The 19,994-nt window shown below is 65.3% G+C and carries 16 protein-coding genes and 1 pseudogene; 7 read left to right on the plus strand and 10 right to left on the minus strand.

Going from position 1 to position 19,994, the window contains the following annotated elements; genetic code table 11:
* Positions 1-30: 30 nt before the first annotated feature.
* From FQ137_RS03335 to FQ137_RS03345, 3 genes are all read right to left on the minus strand, one after another.
* Positions 31-1,011 (minus strand): TIGR00341 family protein, encoded by a 981-nt coding sequence (locus FQ137_RS03335; RefSeq protein ID WP_149291124.1) that lies wholly within the window; start codon positions 1,009-1,011, stop codon positions 31-33.
* A 383-nt stretch (positions 1,012-1,394) separates the two neighbouring features.
* Positions 1,395-1,769, minus strand: a complete 375-nt coding sequence (locus FQ137_RS03340) for an SHOCT domain-containing protein (RefSeq protein ID WP_149292621.1) — start codon at positions 1,767-1,769, stop codon at positions 1,395-1,397.
* 447 nt (positions 1,770-2,216) lie between these two features.
* On the minus strand, positions 2,217-3,863 hold the full coding sequence (locus FQ137_RS03345) for a hypothetical protein (protein WP_188064752.1): 1,647 nt from the start codon (positions 3,861-3,863) through the stop codon (positions 2,217-2,219).
* A gap of 998 nt (positions 3,864-4,861) precedes the next feature.
* Between FQ137_RS03345 and FQ137_RS15655 the strand changes: the two are divergent.
* Positions 4,862-5,159 (plus strand): annotated as a pseudogene (locus FQ137_RS15655) (Rieske (2Fe-2S) protein).
* 43 nt (positions 5,160-5,202) lie between these two features.
* Here the strand turns inward: FQ137_RS15655 and FQ137_RS03355 are convergent.
* The 6 genes from FQ137_RS03355 to FQ137_RS03380 form a co-directional block, all read right to left on the minus strand.
* Positions 5,203-6,393, minus strand: coding sequence for a CdaR family transcriptional regulator (locus FQ137_RS03355; protein WP_149291126.1), 1,191 nt, complete (start codon positions 6,391-6,393; stop codon positions 5,203-5,205).
* Positions 6,394-6,432: 39 nt separating this feature from the next.
* The gene (locus tag FQ137_RS03360; protein ID WP_149291127.1) at positions 6,433-7,206 is read right to left on the minus strand and encodes an enoyl-CoA hydratase/isomerase family protein; all 774 of its coding nucleotides are present in this window, start codon (positions 7,204-7,206) and stop codon (positions 6,433-6,435) included.
* Positions 7,203-8,570 carry an MFS transporter gene (locus FQ137_RS03365; protein WP_255583500.1) on the minus strand — a complete coding sequence of 456 codons (1,368 nt, stop codon included), beginning with the start codon at positions 8,568-8,570 and terminating at the stop codon, positions 7,203-7,205. The genes FQ137_RS03360 and FQ137_RS03365 overlap by 4 nt, the downstream gene beginning before the upstream one ends.
* 13 nt (positions 8,571-8,583) lie before the next feature.
* Positions 8,584-9,783, minus strand: coding sequence for a CaiB/BaiF CoA-transferase family protein (locus FQ137_RS03370; protein ID WP_188064755.1), 1,200 nt, complete (start codon positions 9,781-9,783; stop codon positions 8,584-8,586).
* A 32-nt stretch (positions 9,784-9,815) separates the two neighbouring features.
* Entirely contained in the window at positions 9,816-10,163 is a 348-nt protein-coding gene (locus tag FQ137_RS03375; RefSeq protein WP_149291129.1) for a carboxymuconolactone decarboxylase family protein, read from the minus strand.
* Between the two features lie 399 nt (positions 10,164-10,562).
* The gene (locus FQ137_RS03380) at positions 10,563-12,023 is read right to left on the minus strand and encodes a DUF1254 domain-containing protein (protein WP_149291130.1); all 1,461 of its coding nucleotides are present in this window, start codon (positions 12,021-12,023) and stop codon (positions 10,563-10,565) included.
* Positions 12,024-12,606: 583 nt separating this feature from the next.
* Here FQ137_RS03380 and FQ137_RS03385 point away from each other — a divergent pair.
* The 4 genes from FQ137_RS03385 (at position 12,607) to FQ137_RS03400 (ending at position 17,242) form a co-directional block, all read left to right on the plus strand.
* Positions 12,607-13,401, plus strand: a complete 795-nt coding sequence (locus FQ137_RS03385; protein ID WP_255584098.1) for a metal-dependent hydrolase — start codon at positions 12,607-12,609, stop codon at positions 13,399-13,401.
* A gap of 165 nt (positions 13,402-13,566) precedes the next feature.
* The gene (locus FQ137_RS03390; RefSeq protein WP_149291132.1) at positions 13,567-14,958 is read left to right on the plus strand and encodes an NAD(P)/FAD-dependent oxidoreductase; all 1,392 of its coding nucleotides are present in this window, start codon (positions 13,567-13,569) and stop codon (positions 14,956-14,958) included.
* Between the two features lie 136 nt (positions 14,959-15,094).
* Complete coding sequence (locus tag FQ137_RS03395) at positions 15,095-15,658, plus strand: dihydrofolate reductase family protein (protein ID WP_149291133.1); 564 nt, start codon at positions 15,095-15,097, stop codon at positions 15,656-15,658.
* A 183-nt stretch (positions 15,659-15,841) separates the two neighbouring features.
* Positions 15,842-17,242 carry an MFS transporter gene (locus FQ137_RS03400; protein WP_149291134.1) on the plus strand — a complete coding sequence of 467 codons (1,401 nt, stop codon included), beginning with the start codon at positions 15,842-15,844 and terminating at the stop codon, positions 17,240-17,242.
* Here the strand turns inward: FQ137_RS03400 and FQ137_RS03405 are convergent.
* Entirely contained in the window at positions 17,161-17,523 is a 363-nt protein-coding gene (locus FQ137_RS03405) for a hypothetical protein (RefSeq protein ID WP_149291135.1), read from the minus strand. The genes FQ137_RS03400 and FQ137_RS03405 overlap by 82 nt on opposite strands.
* 135 nt (positions 17,524-17,658) lie before the next feature.
* On the opposite strand from FQ137_RS03405, the gene FQ137_RS03410 reads away from it, so the two are divergent.
* Positions 17,659-19,260, plus strand: a complete 1,602-nt coding sequence (locus FQ137_RS03410; protein ID WP_149291136.1) for a cobyric acid synthase — start codon at positions 17,659-17,661, stop codon at positions 19,258-19,260.
* Entirely contained in the window at positions 19,257-19,994 is a 738-nt protein-coding gene (locus FQ137_RS03415) for a cobalt-precorrin-6A reductase (protein ID WP_149291137.1), read from the plus strand. Before FQ137_RS03410 ends, FQ137_RS03415 begins: the two co-directional genes overlap by 4 nt.

The following is a 19,994-nucleotide window of genomic DNA, read 5'->3' on the forward strand; positions in this document are numbered from 1 at the left end:
TCACCAGTCGGCGGGTTAACGCAGCCACCATCAGTTCGTCGAGCCTTCGAGGCGTTGACCGACATTGTGTTGGACCACGACATCGGGGCTCCACGGAACTATTTCATCGACATCCCGTTGTAGATCACCGAGATTTGGCAGGTCGCCGGGACTCAGGATGTCTACCACCACAGCTTCTGATCGAACCGTCACTTTTTGAACCTGTGCGGAGTCGGTGTTGCTGAGCCATTGCTCCGCAGCGTTTTGTACCTGCCCGGCCCACAGACTCGACAGTGAGTTGAGGACCATGGGGATGATGACGACGACGAAGCCGACGGCAATGCTGATGTACGCACGCCCCCGTCGTGCGGAGCGCGGGGTGTCGATGGCGTCGCGCGCGTAACCGGACAACATGAGCACGACTGTGCAGGCAAAGACCAGAGCGAGCACGTTGGATAGGAAAAGGACCAATGCGCCGAAGGCGAGCCACTCTGCCCCGGAACCGAGACAGACCCCGACCACGCCGAGCGGCGGCACCAACGAAATAGCGATGGCGACTCCCGGAAGTACGTCGCCGACGTCACGGCGAGTCATCGCGATCGCCCCGGCGAAGCCAGTCGCGAGCGCCGCCATTAGGTCGACCAGGGTGGGCGAAGTCCGTCCGGTTACCTGTGAATTGCTGAGCACGTTCGTTGGATTGGGCAGCAGCTGCGCGATGATCACACCGAGCGCCACCACGATCCCGACGCTGAGTACCACATACAACAGGCTGCGCCCGATGATGCCCCCGCGACCGGCGACGATGCCCAGACCGATGCCCAAGATCGGCGTCGACAACGGTGCGATGATCATCGCACCGATCACGGTCGCGGTGGAATCGGCGATCACCCCAGATACGGCGATCACTCCAGATAGGGCAAGCATCACCCAGAAGGCGGACCGCTTAGCGCTCACGTTTCCTGACGCCAAGTCGAGCCGCTCTGACATTTCGCCGAGCGTCCGACGCTCGCTTTGGGGTATTAGCGTGATCATGGCGCTCCCTCGCGGCTGGCGACCTGCCGTTCCGACTCAGTGCGTGATCTAGTCAATTTCAATCCGGGGTGACGATGGCGAAATTCGGGTCACCCGCGTCAAGATGAAGGACGATATCGGAAACCTTCTCAACGTCCCCGGCGATGTTAAGCGCACCGGTTTCGACCTGCGGCGTTTTCGATCGAGCCGGGTTCCAATGTGCCGATGAAACCACGTGCGGCGTCGTCGTGATCCCGGGTGTCCGAGAAGGGCAGCGTCCGCGAAACCGACTCGTTGGATGACGCTACCGAGGAGGTTGCGGGTGACTGGTGATCCATAGTGGAAAGTGCCTTCCATGGTGGTCCGAGATGCCTAGTTGGGCTGCCCGCGAAAGGAAGAGATAGTTATGCGAGCGCTGTGGCCTTGAGTGTCTGAAATTCGGACTCGGTGATAGCGCCCGACTCAAGCAATGCGTTGGCGTCCGCGATCTGAGCGCTAGGAGACTGCCCGGCGATCTCTCGGATGTAGTCGTGCTGGGCTTGTTGTACGCGAGCGTAGTGTGCCTGTGTTCGCTCCGCCATGCCGTGCCCTCGGACGATCAGGTAGACCAGTGCCGTGAGCATAGGGATGAAGAATAAGAAAACAACCCAGACGGCTTTCGCCCAACCGCTTGTCTTATGGTCACGGAACAAGTCGGTGAGGATCGACCACAACATCATCAGATAAGCGATGAACACAAAGCTGACGATGATTAGCCACACGAAATTCCAGAAATCCATGATTCCCTCTTTCTTGAGCGCTGCAAATCTCGACAGTTCGGCAAATCGAAAATTAGACGACAAGTCAACATCGCCCATCGCTGCGGCCGTGGAGGTTGAACGCTACGCCGATTAATCGCATTGCGATAGGGGCATTTTATTCCGGTTGTAGATCTGCTCCAGTTGATTTTCTGGCAGTCCTAACTGGACAGTCCACCACATTCCGAAATGGCCGTGAGTCCTCGATATTTGGCCCGCCGACGTGCATTTCGGGCTGAACCGCTCGAGATCACAACGTGCGATCGCATTCTCGAACGTATCGATTCGTTACAAGTTGCCGTCTAGCCCAATTTCTGGGATTAAGACGATCGCATTGCGAAAGAAGTGGATGCCCTAGTGCACCGCTCTGATCCACCGCTGTTCGTGTGTTCATGCGGCGATCTCGCCCAGTTCGCAACAGCACCGACACTAGTACCGCGTCCACGTCCCAAGATGCGGCCCCACCACCCCGGTGGAACTGACAGCCAGTAGCGGTTCGAGAGCACCCGCCGTGCTGATGGCAAGTTCGGTGGTGGTGGCGTTCATCGCGATCTCGTACACGTCCTTACCGCCGAAGACCGTTCGCGCGAACTCGGCAAGTTCCTCGTTTCCTGGAGCCCATGGCTCCGCGGGCCGCAGGTCGATGGCACCTTCCATCGCTCGAGGCTGCTGGTCCAGCCCGGAGCCGCGAGGGGTTTGCCGCAGCCCGTCGGTGGTGTAGATCCTGACAGGGAACTCGCGGCCCGAGGGGGCGGTGAGCGTCGCGGTGTGTCGGGACTGTGCCCAGTCGAACTGCTCGACGCGCCCCATCCAGCCGTTGGGTAGCGAACCCTGGAAGGAAAGGTCGCTGGCAGCGGCGAGGTCGACGGTGGACTGGTCCCGGGTCGGGTCCGCGTCACTCAAGACCGGTTGGGCGAGTGGTGTGTCAGTGGGTGTGAATACCCAGGAGTCGGCCGTAAGGTCCTTGTGCCAGTAGCCAGTCCGGCCGTCTCGTATCCCCTCGACGCGGAGCTCCTTGTCCTCCATGCGTGTGCCGGTATCGATCACGGAGATGCGCGAAGTGACCTGGCCGGGGATCTTCGGTTGGTGCTGCCACTCCTCGGCTGGCAGCGAGATCGCGGCGTACTGCGGGTCGAACCGCTCGAACAGCTGATTGGGCGCCGACGGCAGAGGCGGTTGATCCTGCCAGGTGTACCGGCCGGGAATGTGGTTTGCACCGGCCAGGTCGAGATCGTATTTGCGGGTGTACATATCGCCGAACCGGTTCTGAACAAAGTTCACTGACTCCGAAGTGGAGATCGAACCCGCCTTGAATCGCCCGCCGAGTGGCCCGCCGATCTCGTAGCTGTAGTCGGGCGGCAACCAGGGATCCTGGAACACGATTCGAGAACCGTCCTCGGACAAGCTGAGCACCTGGACCAGACCCGCCTGGGTCGGGTGGGTGATGCCCTTGGCGTCGACGAATGACTCGGACATACGGTGACTCATGGCCCACACGGTGTCCGCGGCCGGATCGCCGGGGACGGTGTGCCCTGGCCATAGCCAGATCGGGCCGCCGAACGATCGTGTCCAGTTCCACAGCATCGGCCCGGACAGCAGGTTGTCGAGAGAGTAGATCCAGCCGTCGGAGTCCAGCGCGACCAGCATGTTTTGATCAATCGACATGGACACTATGTGCCCGTCCAGGCAGCCGGGCGTGGGCACCTTTCGCCAGGCATCGGAGGTCCCTTGAGGACGGGTGTAGAGGGATCCCTCGGCGAGGCTGACGTCGACGAATCCGTTGAATCCTTGGTGGGCGTCGCGATAGTTGACGACGTCGGGCAGGTCGAGATGGTCAGCGGCGAGCGGCAGCGTGGCGAACTCGGCGACTCTGCCGCCAACTGACGGCAGTGGCAGGAACACTCCGGGTAGTGGGAGCACGATCTGATTGGTGCCGATCGGCGGGACGCAGTCGCGGGCGCCGGGTGGCAGAGCGGACTGCGCGCCCGCCGGCGCGGTGAGGGACAGGACAACGGCCGAAGCAAGGGCGGAAGCGAGTGCCGCCGCACTAACCCATCGGGACGTGACTCGCACCATGATTCTCCTCGGCACGGGTTGGGGATTGACTCAGTATTCCACGGGAGGACCTGCGTAAGGGTGAGCTTGTGAGGGACGCATTTTCAGATAGAACTGGTCTAATTATTCGGGTAATCCGAATATGAGCGTTAGATAGCGGTGTGCTGGCCTCGGTTAAGCGGGGGAGTGTCTTTTCTGGTCGTCACATTCCGAGCTAGGTCATCCTGTGTGCGGTGCGTTTGTGCTTCCCTAGTGGAGTCGCTTATCGCCTCTATGGTGGGACTCGGAGCTGTGGGACTCCGCTGGCGACTGCGTGAAAGTTGTGACGGTTATGTCTTAGAGATACGGCTTTTTCGCGACATGGACCGGATCGTCAGTCGTAGTAGCTAACCGTTCGGGGCATCCGATTTACGACGTCGACATAAGTCTTGGCGGCCTACGTCCGGAGGGCGGGACCCACGCAGAAAGTGCGCAGGCCGTGGTCGTGCATTTGGCCGTCGTGCCCCTCGGGAGAGCACACCAGCCACCTCGATGAGTCCCACGCGAATCACAATATCTTGCAGATCACTTTCACTGATGCACGTGTGGACAGGTGGACTCGAAAAGCTGGGAAACACCCCGAAAGGGTCGAGAATTGAGCGGTCACATTGGTTGCTCCTCGTGAACATCCCTGGACCTGTCGAAGGGGTCTGATCTAACTAGGAAGACTGGGACCCACGGTAATCGAGGCCGATTGAACCGACAGGCCGGTGGACCCGACGACATCAACCCTGCCGGTAGGCCGCGGGCCCGCCACGACGAACACCGGCATGCGATTCAGTTCCGAAGGGCGCGGAAACCGCCCTCACGGCCGCGTCCTGGTGGCACCGGAGCCGCGGCCACGACGGTCGCAAACTGTCCACAGCCGGGCTAGGGTTGCTCGCCTTTTCCGGATGGCTCGGTGGCAACTCACTTACGCCCTTGGCACCGGTGTCGACGTCACCACGTTCGAGGACAAGATCACCGACTGGACTGACGCGATGGCGGAGGCCGACCTGACCGCCGAGGCGCCGGCAGTTGCCCGGTTAGAGGGCAACGACGTGCTGCTGGTCTGGCACGACGGTCGGATCCACGCCATCACCGACCGTTGCACGCACCGGCGGCCCACTACACGAGGGCGAGTTCGTCGACGGCTGCGTACAGTGTCCTTGGCACGGCAGCCGATTCCTGCTCGACGACGGCTCGATCGCCCGCGGCCCGGCGTCCCGCCCGCAGGACACCTACACCGTTCGGGTCGTCGAAGGGCGGGTGCAGGTCAAGAGCAGGATCTCGGGCTAGCGCCGGCACGCCGACGAGGCGGCACTCCGAATACCAATCGGGGTCAGTCCGCGTGATTACCGGGCACGATAAGTACACCGAGGTCACGGCTTATGACCGCGAGCTCCAGCTCGGCCAGAGTCTTGGCGTTCCGAAGATCTGCGCCAATGGTCTGGCGGATCGTGTCCAGCCGGTAATAGACCGTGTTGGTGTGCACGGACAGGGCCGTGGCGGCCGCACCGACGTTACCGCCGTGTTCCCACAGCGCGCGGCCCGTGGCCTCCCATTCGATGCGGTTCCTCGAGTCCGTCATGAGCAACCGAGTCCACTCGGGTAGGTCCGCCCACTGGAGAGCCGCCTGCATCGCCGCGACCTGCAACAACGTCATCTGGTTGAAGTCGTTGACGGGGTGGGCGGCGGTGGCCGCACGAAGGGCCCTCTCCGCCTGGTCGCGAGCCCCCGACAAGTCAGAGCGGGCGGGCATGGCGCGGCTGATGCCGACGCGCAGGGGACTGTGCGGTGGAAGCGACTCGATCGCTAGGTCAGAACGCCCGCCGGGCGCGGACACCACCGCCAGTAGCGCCCCCGCGACCATGGTCCACGGCACCTCCGCCCGGGTCGCCATCCGGAGGTTTCGGAGCAGCCTGCTGTAGTCGGCCACTACTTCGACACTGGCGTCCGGCCCCGCATCGGGGAGCCGGCATAACATGACGACGACCTCGGGGTGGAGGACGCCCAGATCGCGCAGCGCCCGCTCCGTCTGTTCCGGCGGCGCGCCGCGGACGAGCCGATCGACCTGCGCTCGCACGGCCATGGCAGCGTGGACCCGCTCCTCCTGCGAGGCGGCGAAAAATGTGTCGGTGATCTGCTCGACATAGTGATCAGCGAACTCCAGGTACCTCGACCACAAGTCGACAGCAACACCGCCGGGGGAGAACTCTTCTGCGTACTCCTCGGTGAGCCATCTCCACAGCTCGTGACCCGACACCCGCCACGCGCCGAGGATTGCGTTCGCGGGCAATCCTTGCCGGGCCCGCTCGCCCGCGAGTTGCAACACTCGGAGGCCCTGCGCGGGCTCGTCGGTCGAGACAAGGTGGGCGAATTCCCTGAGCACCTCCTCGACAACCGACGCGAGTTCGTCCCCATGACCGAGCTCGCGCCACTGTTGGTAAACGGGGATCTGGTTCTCGATCACACGCGCGAACTGGCGCGCGAGGCTCGGAGCCTCGCGCGCCAGACGACCGGCGATCGTCATCGGATGAGATTGCTCAGACCCTGGGGACACGACCACCCTTCACCGAGAATCACCGACGATCCTTTCAGCGTACGCATCCATCACCGCGCGGGACTCGGCGTCCATCGTGGCCAAGACCAGCGAACTCAGGTCGCTGCGCTGCCCGTCGAGCAACGCCCGACCGGCCTCCTCCAGCCGCGAGACCGTTTCCTGGAGAAGGAATGCCGGACGAGTGGCGACCCTGGCCGCCACATCACGGACAGTGGTAGGTAGGTCGTCGTTAGCGACTACCTCGGTGATCAGGCCGCTGGTGCGCGCTTCGTCGGCGCCCATCCGTCGTCCGGTGAGCACCAGGTCTGCGGTTCGGGTGATTCCGAGGTAGCGGGCCACAGTCGGTAGGCCGCCCATCGAGAACGGGATGCCGAAGTCCAGCTCCGGGACGCTGAACTTCGCGCCGGTCGAGGCGTATCGCAGTTCACACATCGTGGCCAGCACGAGTCCTGCGCCGACGCAGTGACCGTGCACCTGGGCGATCTTTACCACCGGCATCGCGGCAAATGCCTCGAGCGTCCGCTGGAGGCGCGCATGCCCGGCCACCTTCTCGGCCACCGACATCTCGGCCTCGGTTGATGCGGCGCCGACGTCGGCGCCTGCGCAGAACGCGCGGCCGCTCCCGCGGACCACGACGACTCGAACATCGCCGCAGGTGCTGAGGGGCACAACTCGTTCAACGAGCTCTGTGGCCAATTCGTCGTTGATCGCGTTGAGGCTGTCCGGGCGGTTCAGCGTCACCCAGGCGACCCCGTCCACGACCTCGATCTCCAGCGCGCTCATCGGGCCACCTCACTCACCGTGGTTGGCTCGCAGGAGGGCGAGGTCGCTTCGCGGGTCAGTCCATCCCGCAACCGGACGCGGCTGGTCTCCGGGACCTTGAGAACTGTGACAACGCCCAGGGCGGCGATGGCCATGACGTAATACGCCGGCGCCATCGATGAGCCTGTGCTCTCCACTAGGGAGGCAGCGATGAGGGGCGTGGTCCCGCCGAAGATCGCGTATCCGAGGCTGTACGCGACGGCGTGACCGGTGAAGCGTATGGCGGTGGGGAACAACTCGAGCATCACTACGAAGCCGCCCGACGCGAACACGGCGACGCCGATCGCGATGAGTAGCTGGCCGGCCAGCGCCCCGCCGAACGTGCCGGTGCCGACGAGCGCGAGCGCCGGGTAGGCCAGCACGAGCAGCCACACGGCGCCAGCCATCATCATCGGCTTGCGGCCGCGGGTATCGCATATGGTGGCGAACACCGGCAGCAGCACCACGATCGTCAGCACCGCGAGCGAGTTGGTGATGAGCGCTGTGGTCGGGGACATCTCCGTGATCTGGACCATGTAGGTGTACATGTAGCTGTTCAGCAGGTACGCCCCGACCGCCTGGACGGCGACCAGCAGCATGACCGTGACCGTGACGCCGAGCAGTGGCTTGGCCCGTGCGACGGGCTCGTCCGATGCCGCCTTGGCAGCAGCGGCGTCGGTGAACTCCTCCGGATCGTCGAGCTTGCTACGGAGCCACAGTCCAACCACGGCGAGGACACCGCCGAGGACGAACGGCAGTCGCCACGCCCAGTTGGTATAGGCGTCATCGCCAAGGAACGTACGCAAAGAGAGGATGAGCATCCCGCCGAGAACTACGGGCAGGAAGGACGCGGCGACGCCGATGCTCACCCAGCGGGCGCGGCGGTCACTCGGTGCTGACTCCAAGACGTAGCTCAGGCCGCCGCTCGTCTCACCGCCCGCGGAGAAGCCCTGGGCCAGGCGACACAGCAGGAGCAGGATCGGGGCCGCTATGCCGACCGACGCGTACGTCGGCAGCAAACCGGTGGCGAGAGTCGCGGCTCCCATCAGCAAGATGGTGGCCGCGAGGATCTGGATGCGACCGATCCTGTCGCCGAGTCGGCCGAAGAAGACCCCGCCGAGTGGGCGGATGAAGAAGGCGACCGCGTAGATCGCGAACGTGCCGAGCAGTGCCGCGGTCGGGTTGGTGTTCGGGAAGAAGTGGTACGCGAGTATCGGCGCACTCAATCCGTAGATGAGGAAGTCGTACCATTCGACGAAGGTGCCGACCACGCCGCCTACGAGGCGGCGACGGGCCTTGGCCATGTCCATCGGGGGTTCCGTGATGACGTCGTGATCAGAGCGCATTTTCGGGACGCTTTCAGTGAGAGGGCAGCGAGATCGCGTGCTCAGGGAAGAGCTCGCCGAGGATCTCGTCGGTGTGCTGGCCAGGGGTCGAGAAGCCCTGTGCGTGAGGGGCGAGCCGGGGTTCGATGCGCACGGGGTTGCCGGCGAGGGTGATCGAGCCACCGTCTCCGACCGGGTGGTCGGTGAGCATTTCGCGAGTGCGACCCTGCTCGTCGTCCACGAGGTCGGGGGGCCGCTGGAGGGGGGCTGCGGGAACGCCGGCGTCGGCCAGCAGGGTGGCGGCCGTCCTGGCCGGGGTGGCGGCGAGCCACGCTGACATCGGCGAAGCGATGACCTCATGGAAGTGCTCTGCCCGGCCAGTGCCGGTCCGGAGCCGCATGTCAGACCACAGCTGGTCGAGGCCGGCCACGGCGCAGAACTGCTTCCACGCACCATCGGTGGCTACGCAGATGCACAGCCATCCGTCGCGGGCCTCAAAGAATCCGTACGGGGCGAACCATGGGTGAACCGTGGCACCCAGTTCGACCTCGATGCCGGCACCGGACTGGCAGGCGATGCTCCACTCGTTGGCGGAGAGCATCGAGTCGTACATCGCGATGTCGACCCGGGAGCCGCGACCGGTAGTCGCGCGGCGAAGGAGCGACATCACGATGCCGTTGACCGCGTGCAGGCTGGCCATGGAATCGCCGAAGGGCAGCCCCGCGGCCTTGGCCGGCTGGTCACCCTCGGGGAAGCGTCCCACCACGCCCGCCATGGCCTCGGCTACGAGGTTGAACGCAGGCCAGTCACGCGAGCGGCTCGGGCTGTGTCCGAATCCCGTGATGGTCGCGTATGTCAGTCGCGGGTTGATGCGTTGCAGCTCCTCCCAGCCCAGGCCCCATGCCTCAAATGCGCCGGGTCTGAAGTTCTCCAACACGACGTCGGCACTGGCGATGAGTCGCTCCAGCGCGGGACGATGCTCGGCGCTTCGCGGGTCGAGCACCACCGACTTCTTGCCCCGATTAAGTCGCAAGAAGTACGTGCTGTGGTCGTTGCCGGCGCCGTCCTGCATTATCGGTGGAAGGCTCCGGGACACCTCGCCGCCCTCGGGTTCGACCTTGATCACCTCGGCGCCCGCGTCCGCGAGCAGCATCCCGGCGTACGGCCCAGAGACGTACCGGGAGAAGTCCAGGACCCGGACCCCGTCGAGCGGCGGAATTAACTCTGAGTCCACTGTGGTAGCGAAAGCTATCGCGTTGTCGGTGGTCACTTTTCCGTCCCCCCGGAGTGCTGTTCGTAGAGTTTCATCGTCAGTGCGGCGTGAGCACCGGCACCACCTGCGCGCAGCGCCGCCGCAATGAGGGCCGACTCGGCGATCTCCTCACGAGAGGCTCCGGCCTCGATTGCGGCCTTGATATGCACGTCAAGGCAGTAGACGCACTGGGTGATGTGCGCGCAGGCCACCGCGATAAGCTCCCGCTGCTTGTGCGGGATGGCGCCGTCTGTGCGTCCGACCTGGCTATCGAGCTTGACCCACGCTGCGAACTCCTTGGGGGCCGCATCCTTGAGTTGCGCGAGATACGAAAGATCATTGTGATCGTGGTAGCCAGACATAGAGTTCCTCCTGCGGAAACGGGGATGGTGTAAGTCATCGATCCACGGCGGCTACATGAAGCAGGGGCGCTTCAGTGCCGGCTAGCAGTGGCGATGACTCAATCGTGCAGGAAGGTATGACGCAGGTCACTGTGGGCGAGTCAAAGGTCCTCGGCCGCCGATTGGGTTGGAGCACAGCGCGCGTTGAATCCGACCGTTGGGCTGGGCCGCTGCAGGAGAGAAGGTGCTCCGTGCCGGGTCAACTACCAGATCCGGCAGATGTCGCGAGGCCCATCCCCCACCGACTGCGGGTGGTTCCCACGTCGGCGACAGGGATCGACGCTGCCTCGCGGGCACCATCCGCCGACACCTCGCTTCGGAAGGAGCGCGAGTCGGCGGGCCTTGTTCGGCGGGACTTTGTTACTTGACGGGTTCTACCTCGCCCGGACGCCAGGTCTTGTCGAACCAGGGTTGAAGTGGACCGTATAGGCGAAAGATTGCGAACCATCCCTTGCCTGGCACTGTCTCGGTCCAGTTGGATTCGTGGTCGGCCGGGGGCGTTGGGCCGAATACTAAATCGACGGAGCCATCCGGGTTGACGGCAAGCGGGTCCCGCTGATTGTTCTTGCTGGGGTAGGGCTGGGTGGTCTGGAGTTCGGACCGGGTTTGCGGGTCGTAGATGACGACGGACCAGAAGTCCTTGGCGGGCACATCGGCGGGAATGCTGAGTCGGTACTGCTTTGAGCCGTCGAGATAGTCACCGTTGCTATCGACAGTGATGAAGGCGTACTGAGAGCCGAGCCCGATCATTTCCAGGGCCATTGCCGGTGTGTTCACGGTGGCGAGGTAGAAGTATGAAGTGCGAGCGTCGAGGTTGCGCCCGCCGACTCCTCCGTCGCGGAGCCACTGGTAATCGCCGCCGATGAAGGCCGCCTTCCACGCACTGCCTTCGTAGAGGTACGCCTCGGCGTCGCGTGTCTTGAACACCATTGCTCTGGCTGTTGCGCTCCCAACCGCCGCGGCGTCGGACAGGATCGCCGTCATCCGGGCGTCGGGCGCGAACGGGTGGCCCTTGCGGATGCCGATGCTGGCGGCAAGACCGCGGAGCTCGTGGTCGAGTAAGCCCACCGGCTCGCGGGCGATGACTTCGGCTACCTCGGTGAAGAAGGCGTAGTCGTTGGCGTGGATGGTGTTGAACGGCTCGCCCGAGACGGTGATGAACTCCATCGCCGGAGGGTTGTCGGCCTTGGCGAGCGGATATATCTTGACGCCTTCTCGGAAGGACGCGGCCGCGGCATCGGGGCGGCCGTCGACCAGCAGTCCCCGCAAAATCAGCCAATTCGACGAGCTCGGAGTGCGGCCCACAAAGTAGCCGTCTGGAATTTCGCCGTCGTAGTCGTCGGGGACGACGAGGTACTTTCCGCCCTGGCCGCGATCGGGGCCGGGCCCTCCCATGTCGATCACGAAGCGGAAGAACGCATCGTTGACGGTTCCTGGCCCACACTTCGGCGGGACCTCCACCACGATCGGACCCTCCGTAGCTACATCAAGAATTCCTGAGAGGTAGACGGTGTCGGTGTTGCCGGTGAGGAACAACGGGCTGGAGTCCATCGGGTTGTCGAAAATTAAAACCTTGTGCGGGGCCGTCACCCCCATCGCCTTATTTCCTCGGCGCATAGCCTCCATCGAACTGGCGGGGACAAAGTCGAGAAACACCTGCACGGCTCGTACAAAATCGAGGTTGTCGTACAGGGTTTGTACAGTCGCGTCGGATGGTAGCCCGTCGAAGAACTTCAGCCGTCCGATCCTCGTGTCAACAGTGTCACGGGTCATGATCGATGGGGGGATCACGTGGTTGAACCCCGGCGTCACGTTGTTCATCTGGAGCCTCTTGACAGTTGGGCCCGATCGAAGCAACTCCTACGGCAGTGCGCCGAGCGCGCGAGCGAGCAAGTCGATTGCTAGACGGGTGCGAATGTCACCGAATTTCAGGAATTTCAGAGATCTGGCTAGCGGCTTTTGTAAAGGGTAGCGTTCATCAGCCCTTTCGGAAAGAGGTGGAACTATGAATTTCGTAAGTCTTGATGGAGCGAAATTGGTTTGCCGGATTGGCGAATTCTCGCCGCATTGTCAGGATGCCCGCGCCGCAATTTTGGGACCGGCGGGAGCTCCAGTGGGTCTGGCTCGGGGGGTGGAACCCCCGGGAGAACCGTTCCGCCCCAGTACAGCCGTCCAGGCGAACCCCATCTGAGCACAGCGGTCGTGGGATGGCCATTGGAGAAATCGTCCCGGATTTCCCGCCGCCCGCTTTCTCGCCGAGAAGAGAGCTGCATTGCGAAGTCGATATCGGCGTAATTGCTGCTTATCGATAAATCGTGGGGTCTCTCCAAGGCGGATCAGAGTTTAAAAAGGGCGGCTAAGCGCTGCCAAACCTCGTGAAAAGTAGGGTGAACTGCACATGGTGATGGGACCTACGCACGCGATGAGCGGTGCTGCAGCGGGTTTGGCCATCGGCGCGTTCTTACCAATTGGCTGGGGCGGGGCGGCGTCCGCGACAGAGGTATTCGTGTTTGCCGGTGTCACCGCCGGGGCGGCGCTGCTCCCAGACCTCGATTCGCCGCAGAGCACCCTCGCGCGCAGCTTCGGACTGGTGTCCAAGTCCGTCGCCCATGTCACTGAGAAGATCTCGAAGTCGATCTATCGAGCGACGATGACGCGAAAGGACGCGCCGATCCGCAACGGGCACCGCACCGCGACCCACACCGTGTGGTTCGCTCTCCTCGCGGGTGCGGTCACGGCCGCACTCGTCACAAAGTTCGGCAAGAACAGTGCGATCGGGGTGCTGTTCTTTATGCTCGGCCTGGCGATCCGGGGCTTGGCCCCGACCTGGACCAAGAAACAGGATTGGGCTTACGTCACCGGACTGTCGCTGGCGCTCGCGGTAGCCGTGTGGTGGGCGCTACCGGCCTCGGCGGGCAGCGCGGCGCTCGGCGCGGCTGTCACCGCTGGCGTCCTGGTGCACATCTTCGGCGACATGATCACTAAGCGAGGGGTGCCCCTGCTCGGCGGGGTCGTCAGCATCGGCGGCAAGAGATGGTGGAACTTCCGTCCGCCGAGACCGCTGCGAATCCGTGCAGGCGCTGGTATGGACAAAGTGCTGGCCCTCGCCTGCACCGCTGTCACCCTGGTCCTGGCGTACTGCGTGGCGGCCGCGCCACACCTGATCGGCGCACCCTGGGCGGCCGTCACCGTCATCTGAGACGGTGTCGGCTAGTGAGTGGGACGGCACTGGTCGCATCTCGGGAAGCGTGCAAGTGCAGGACGGTTTCTCGGCTTCGAGCCCCAGGTCCCTGGGGCGGTTTAGGATCGGCGAAGGGCCCCTGCCGGACCCGGAACCTGGGCAGTGTCAGGTCGAGGAGGCGCCATGACCGTGAACTCTCATCCAGTGGCAGGCGACCACGCCCGAGTGGGTGGTCGTCACCGGGTGGTCATCATCGGGTCGGGCTTCGGGGGGTTGGCCGCCGCCCGGGCGCTCGACAAGGCGGACGTGGACGTGACCCTGGTCGCGAGGACCGGTCACCACCTCTTTCAACCGCTGCTGTACCAAGTGGCGACGGGAATCCTGTCAGTCGGGGAGATCGCACCCTCCATCCGGCTGGTCCTGCGCGACCAGAAGAACGCGGCCGTCGCGCTGGGGGATGTGGACCGGATCGACGTGGCCGCTCGGACGATCCACGCGGCCGCCGGGCACGTGGACTTCGAGCTCGAGTACGACAGTCTGATCGTTGCCGCAGGAGCTAACCAGTCCTACTTTGGCAACGATCACTTCGAGCGCTGGGCTCCCGGGATGAAGTCCATCGACGACGCGCTGGAACTGCGGAGCCGGATCATGGGTTGCTTCGAGCAGGCCGAAGTGACCGATGACGACGACGAGCGCCGCCGGCTGCTCACCTTTGTCGTCGTCGGTGCCGGGCCCACCGGGGTGGAGATGGCCGGTCAGATCGCCGAACTCGCACATCGGACGCTGAAGAACAGTTTTCGGCAGATCGACCCGGCGCGTGCCCGCATCATCCTCATCGACGCGGCCCCGGCCGTCCTGCCTCCCTTCGGTACCAAGCTCGGCAACGCCGCCCGTGCGCGGCTGGAACAGATGGGTGTGGAAATCCAGCTCAACGCCATGGTCACCGATGTCGACTACTACGGAATTGAAGTGAAGGACCCGGACGGATCAGTCCGCCGAATCGACACGACCTGCAAGATCTGGTCGGCCGGCGTGCAGGCGAGCCCACTGGGCGCGATGCTCGCCGAGCAGACCGGTGCAGAGGTGGACCGGGCTGGTCGGGTCCTGGTGAACACAGACCTCTCCCTGCCCGGGCATCCGGAGATCTTCGTGATCGGCGACATGATCAATCTCGACAACCTGCCAGGTGTCTCGCCTGTCGCGATTCAGGGCGGCAAGTATGTCGCCAAGCAGATCGTTCGGGAAGTAGAACATGGCCGGTCCCCGGCGGAGCGCCCGCCGTTCAAGTATTTCGACAAGGGGTCCATGGCCACGGTGTCGCGCTATAGCGCGGTGGCCAAAGTCGGACCGCTCGAACTCCACGGCTTCATCGCCTGGGTCCTCTGGCTGGTGGTGCACCTCGCCTTCCTCATCGGCTTCAGGAACCGCGTCATCACCCTTCTGTCCTGGGGCATGCACATCGGTGACCACCGCTCGCACCTGAACTCCACCGCCCGGTGGGTCTACGCGCGCCAAGCCATCGCCGAGGCCGGTCTCCGCGACGCCCAGTCCACAGCCAGCGCCTCCGACGGCTGACCGGCCGAGCGCGACCCCGCGCGTCAGCGGTAGGCGATCACCGCTGCCCCGACTCGGACGCGTGGGAAACGCTCAGCCGGGAAACCGCGCAGGGAACTACACTCCTGCACATCTCTTCGAGCCCGGGAGGATCGCCATGGGCACGCTGACATACACCGCGACCGTTTCCGTTGACGGTTATGCCGCGGACGCGAGCGGCGACTTCAACTGGTCGGCCCCGAGCGAGGAAGTGTTCCGGTTCCACGTGGAACGCCTCGAGCCGGTTGTCCACGAGGTTCTCGGCCGCCGCACCTACCAACTGATGGAGTACTGGCAGTCGCCACCGGAAGGCGAGTCGTGGAGTCCTGACGAGCACGAATTCGCGCGCCTCTGGAATGCGATTCCGCAAACCGTGGTGTCGTCCACCCTTGCCGTCGACGACCTGATCTCCGATCGGGACCGCCTAGTTCCGCGTCTCGACCTGGGCACGGTGGAACGCATCGTCGACGACGCCCCCGGCGAGGTCGAGATCTTCGGGCCCACCACCGCGAGCGCGGCAATCCGCGCGGGGATGGTCACGGACTTCCGATTGTTCGTCGTCCCGAAGGTGGTAGGGGGCGGTCTCCGTGCGTTGCCGCCGGACACGACGTTGGAGATGGAACTCGTCGACCATCGGGTCTTCGAGAACGGGACCACGTATTCGCACTACCGGGGACGCTGAGCCTGGGCACACATCGGGTCCCGGGATTGGACACCGTGCGCAACGATCGCGAAAATTATCGATCCGAACTGTGCCACGTGCGCACCCACCACCTCAGAGGGTGACCGAGGTCACTTGTCCGCCTAGCCTTGTCGCGGTCGACGGTAGCCGACACCCTCGCTGCCCCGAAGTCCTAGGAGGAACATGGCAACGCCGGACGGGTCCAGCAAGCCCCACGGGACGAGCACCGCGGTCGCCGAAACGATCCCGGCCGAGCCGGTGCCTCGGCGACGCATCGTCCTCGCCTCGCTCATCGGCACCACGATCGAGTTCTACGACTTCTACATCTTCGCCACGGCCGCGGTGTCGGTATTCCCGCTGTTGTTCTTCGCCGGCGGAGATTCGGGCACCGCCCTGCTGGCCTCGATGGCCACGTTCGGCACGGCGTTCATCGCCAGGCCCCTCGGGTCGATCGTCTTCGGCCACTACGGGGACCGTCTCGGGCGGAAGGTCACCCTGGTCGGCGCGCTGCTGACCATGGGCATCGCCACGTTCCTCATCGGCCTGTTGCCCACGATCCACCAGATCGGCCTGTGGGCGCCGGCGATGCTGACGATCCTGCGGTTCTTCCAGGGGATCGGCCTCGGCGGCGAGTGGTCGGGCGCCGCACTCCTGGCCTCCGAGACCGCGGAGCCGGGCAAGCGCGCGTTCGCCGCGATGTGGCCACAGCTCGGGGCGCCGTTCGGCTTCATCCTCGCCAACGGCTTGTTCCTGCTCTTGACGACGTGGTTCACGTACGACTCCACCGCGGCCGACCTGGCGGACCCGTTCCTCGTGTGGGGATGGCGTCTGCCGTTCCTGCTCTCGGTGTTGATGGTCGGCGTCGGCCTGTACGTCCGACTCCGGATCGAGGAGACCCCGGTCTTCGCTCGAGCGATCGTCAACAACGAGCGGGTCAAGGCCCCGGTCTCGGAGGTGTTCCGCAAGAACGGCCGGGAGATCGTCCTCGGCACGTTCATCATGCTGGCCACCTACGGCCTGTTCTACCTGATGACGACATGGATCCTGTCATTCGCGATCGGCGGCGAGGGCACCGGCGGGCTCGGCTACGGCTACCGGTCGTTCCTCATCATCCAGGTGATCGCGATCGTCCTCTTCGCCGCGTTCATCCCGGTCGCCGGCCTGCTGGCCGACAAGTTCGGTCGCCGCCGGATGCTCCTCGGTGTCACCGCCGCGATCATCGCGTTCGGCCTGAGCTTCGGCTGGTGGCTCGACCCGGACGCGATGGGGACCGGCAGTGACCTCGATGTGGTCCGGATGCTGCTCTTCCTGTGCGTCGGGATGACGCTCATGGGCCTGACCTTCGGACCGATGTCCGCAGTGCTTCCCGAACTGTTCCCCACCAACACCCGCTACACGGGTTCCGGAGTGGCGTATAACTTCTCCGCCATCCTGGGCGCGGCCCTGACCCCGTTCGTCGCAGTGTGGCTGGTGCAGAACTACTCGGTCGCGCATGTCGGCTACTACCTGGTCGGACTGGGCGTGCTCACCATCGTCTCGCTGGTCCTCGCGCCGGAGACCAGCAAGACGTCACTGGATTCCTGACGCTCGACCCGCCCGACCCGCCCGGCCCGCCCGGCCCGCCCGCGACAGAACAAGACCCCGGGACCGACGCGCGGTCCCGGGGTCGTCTCCCGTGTCTCGGACGAATGAGAAGGGCCGCCGAGGATGTCGGTGGGCAGCAGGCCGGTCAGCGAGTCGGTCGCGCTGCCGATGTCACTGCCGTACCCCTGGAGCAGGGACCCGAGTCCGAGCGAGCCGAGGAGCGGGGCGGCGAGGGAGCCGACCGCGAGCGAGCCGAGAGAGCCCAGTGCGTCTGAACCCATGGCAGTTGTGTCCTTTCGTCAGGGTCATTATGTGAACCGCGTCACGCGGGCCACGAGTGCGAGGTTAACAGTGATCCGGCCTGCCCTCGACCGCTGAGCGAACACCCGCCACGCGCCCGATTAGGATCGACGACTGTGACCCCCTCCCTGCTCGTCGCCGGTACGACCTCCGACGCGGGCAAGAGCGTCGTCACCACCGCCCTGTGCCGGGCATTCGCCCGCCGCGGCCTGCGGGTGGCGCCGTTCAAGGCGCAGAACATGTCCAACAACTCGATGGTCGTCGAGGGTCCGGACGGCACCGCCGAGATCGGCCGCGCCCAATGGATCCAGGCGCTCGCCGCCCGCGCGGAGCCCGAGCCCGCGATGAACCCGGTGCTGCTCAAGCCCGGCGGTGACCGGCGCAGCCACGTGGTGGTCATGGGCAAGCCGGCAGGCTCGGTCTCCTCGCGGGACTTCGTCGACGGGCGAGCCCACCTGGCCCGGGCGGCGTTCGCGGCATACGACGACCTCGCGTCCCGCCACGACCTCATCATCTGCGAAGGCGCCGGCAGCCCCACGGAGATCAACCTCCGCGACAGCGACTACGTGAACATGGGCCTGGCCCGCCACGCGGACATGCCGGTCGTGGTGGTCGGCGACATCGACCGTGGGGGAGTGTTCGCGGCACTGTACGGCACAGTCGCGCTGCTCGCCCCGGCGGACCAGCGGCTGGTCGCCGGGTTCGTCATCAACAAGTTCCGCGGCGACCCCACGCTCCTCGCCCCCGGGCTGCGCCAGCTCGAGGACCTCACCGGTCGGCCGGTCCACGGGGTGCTGCCCTGGGATCCCGACCTGTGGATGGACTCGGAAGACGCCCTCGCGGTGACCGCGCGCGCCGCCGACGCTGCCGCCACCCTGCGGGTGGCCGTGATCCGACTGCCTCGGATCAGCAACTTCACCGACGTCGACGCCCTCGGACTGGAAGCTGACGTCGACGTCGAGTTCGTCACGGAGCCGCGCGACCTCGCCGGTGCGGACCTCGTCGTCGTCCCAGGCACCCGCGCGACCCTCGACGATCTGGCGTGGCTCCGCGCCCGGGGCCTGGACCGCGCGATCACCACCCACGTCGGGCGCGGCGGCGCGGTGTTGGGGATCTGCGGCGGGTTCCAGATGCTCGGCGGCACGATCAGCGACCCGGACGGTATCGAGGGCGAGCCCGGTGCGCGGGTCACCGGCCTGGGACTGCTCGCCGTCACCACCCGCTTCGGCGCCGAGAAGGTACTGCGATTGCCGACTGGGCGCGCCCTCGGTGAGGACGTGCGCGGGTACGAGATCCACCACGGGAGGGTGACGATCGACGCCGCCGGCAGTCGCGACGGCGCCGACGACCGTGATGGCAACGACTACGACGACGACGAGGAGTTCCCCGGCGGAGCCCGGCGGGGACGCGTGTTCGGGACCATGTGGCACGGAACTCTCGAATCAGACGGCTTTCGATCGGCGTTGTTGGCCGAGGTTGTCCGTGGCTCGGGTGGAGGAGGCACGGGGGGAGAAGACACGGGTGAGGCAGGCGCGGGTGAGTCAGGCGCGGGCCGGGCGCGCGCGGCGTCGCACGTGAGCTTCGCCCGGGCGCGCGAGGCCCGCCTCGACCTGTTGGCCGATCTCGCCGAGGCCCACCTCGACCTGGACGCCCTACTCGAGTTGGCGCGGGCCGGCGCGCCCGAGCTGCCACTGTTGCCGCCGGGGGCGGACCGATGACCGTGCTCGTGCTGGGCGGGACGGGTGAGGCCCGCGAGCTCGCCGCGCTGCTAGTGGAACGTGGGGTGCCCGTCGTGTCGTCGCTGGCCGGACGCGTGTCGAGGCCGCGGCTGCCCGTGGGCGAGGTGCGGATCGGCGGGTTCGGCGGAGTCGACGGGTTGGCCCGGCACCTTCGCGAGTCCGGGGTGCGGGCGGTGGTGGACGCCACCCATCCGTTCGCGCGCGTGATCTCCAGCAATGCCGCCGCCGCCTGCCACTCGACCGGGGTGCCGCTATTGCGGTTGGAGCGTCCGGGCTGGTCAGCGGCCCCCGGAGCGGAATCCTGGCACTGGGTCGACGACCACGACGCCGCCGCCGACACCGTCGCCGAGTTGGGGGAGCGGCCACTACTCACCGTGGGCCGCCAGTCCCTCGACCGTTTCACCGGCCCGCTGGGGAATGCGCGCGCGGTGGTGCGTGTGGTCGATCCGCCGGAGCATCCGCTGCCAGAGCAGTGGGTGGTAATGCGTGCCCGCGGCCCGTACACGGAGGAGGGCGAGCGCGAGCTGTTCACCCGCCACGGCATCGACGTTCTGGTCACCAAGGATTCGGGCGGGGCGCTGACCTGGGCCAAGATGGTCGTGGCGACCGAGCTGGGCGTGCCGGTGGTCGTGGTGCGTAGACCCGCCAGCGCGCAGGGGGTGCCCGTGGTGGCGTCCGCTGTCGAGGCCGCGGATCGGGTCGCCCCGCGATAG

Origin of the sequence: Dietzia sp. ANT_WB102 (assembly GCF_008369165.1) — a bacterium.
Classification (GTDB): domain Bacteria; phylum Actinomycetota; class Actinomycetes; order Mycobacteriales; family Mycobacteriaceae; genus Dietzia.

What these genes read in the sequence shown, in the direction of transcription:
- FQ137_RS03335 (WP_149291124.1), bottom strand. Translation starts at nt 1,011, where the DNA reads ATGATCACGCTAATACCCCAAAGCGAGCGTCGGACGCTCGGCGAAATG.
- FQ137_RS03340 (WP_149292621.1), bottom strand. Translation starts at nt 1,769, where the DNA reads ATGGATTTCTGGAATTTCGTGTGGCTAATCATCGTCAGCTTTGTGTTC.
- FQ137_RS03345 (WP_188064752.1), bottom strand. Translation starts at nt 3,863, where the DNA reads ATGGTGCGAGTCACGTCCCGATGGGTTAGTGCGGCGGCACTCGCTTCC.
- FQ137_RS03355 (WP_149291126.1), bottom strand. Translation starts at nt 6,393, where the DNA reads ATGACGATCGCCGGTCGTCTGGCGCGCGAGGCTCCGAGCCTCGCGCGC.
- FQ137_RS03360 (WP_149291127.1), bottom strand. Translation starts at nt 7,206, where the DNA reads ATGAGCGCGCTGGAGATCGAGGTCGTGGACGGGGTCGCCTGGGTGACG.
- FQ137_RS03365 (WP_255583500.1), bottom strand. Translation starts at nt 8,570, where the DNA reads ATGCGCTCTGATCACGACGTCATCACGGAACCCCCGATGGACATGGCC.
- FQ137_RS03375 (WP_149291129.1), bottom strand. Translation starts at nt 10,163, where the DNA reads ATGTCTGGCTACCACGATCACAATGATCTTTCGTATCTCGCGCAACTC.
- FQ137_RS03380 (WP_149291130.1), bottom strand. Translation starts at nt 12,023, where the DNA reads ATGAACAACGTGACGCCGGGGTTCAACCACGTGATCCCCCCATCGATC.
- FQ137_RS03385 (WP_255584098.1), top strand. Translation starts at nt 12,607, where the DNA reads ATGGGACCTACGCACGCGATGAGCGGTGCTGCAGCGGGTTTGGCCATC.
- FQ137_RS03390 (WP_149291132.1), top strand. Translation starts at nt 13,567, where the DNA reads ATGACCGTGAACTCTCATCCAGTGGCAGGCGACCACGCCCGAGTGGGT.
- FQ137_RS03395 (WP_149291133.1), top strand. Translation starts at nt 15,095, where the DNA reads ATGGGCACGCTGACATACACCGCGACCGTTTCCGTTGACGGTTATGCC.
- FQ137_RS03400 (WP_149291134.1), top strand. Translation starts at nt 15,842, where the DNA reads ATGGCAACGCCGGACGGGTCCAGCAAGCCCCACGGGACGAGCACCGCG.
- FQ137_RS03405 (WP_149291135.1), bottom strand. Translation starts at nt 17,523, where the DNA reads ATGGGTTCAGACGCACTGGGCTCTCTCGGCTCGCTCGCGGTCGGCTCC.
- FQ137_RS03415 (WP_149291137.1), top strand. Translation starts at nt 19,257, where the DNA reads ATGACCGTGCTCGTGCTGGGCGGGACGGGTGAGGCCCGCGAGCTCGCC.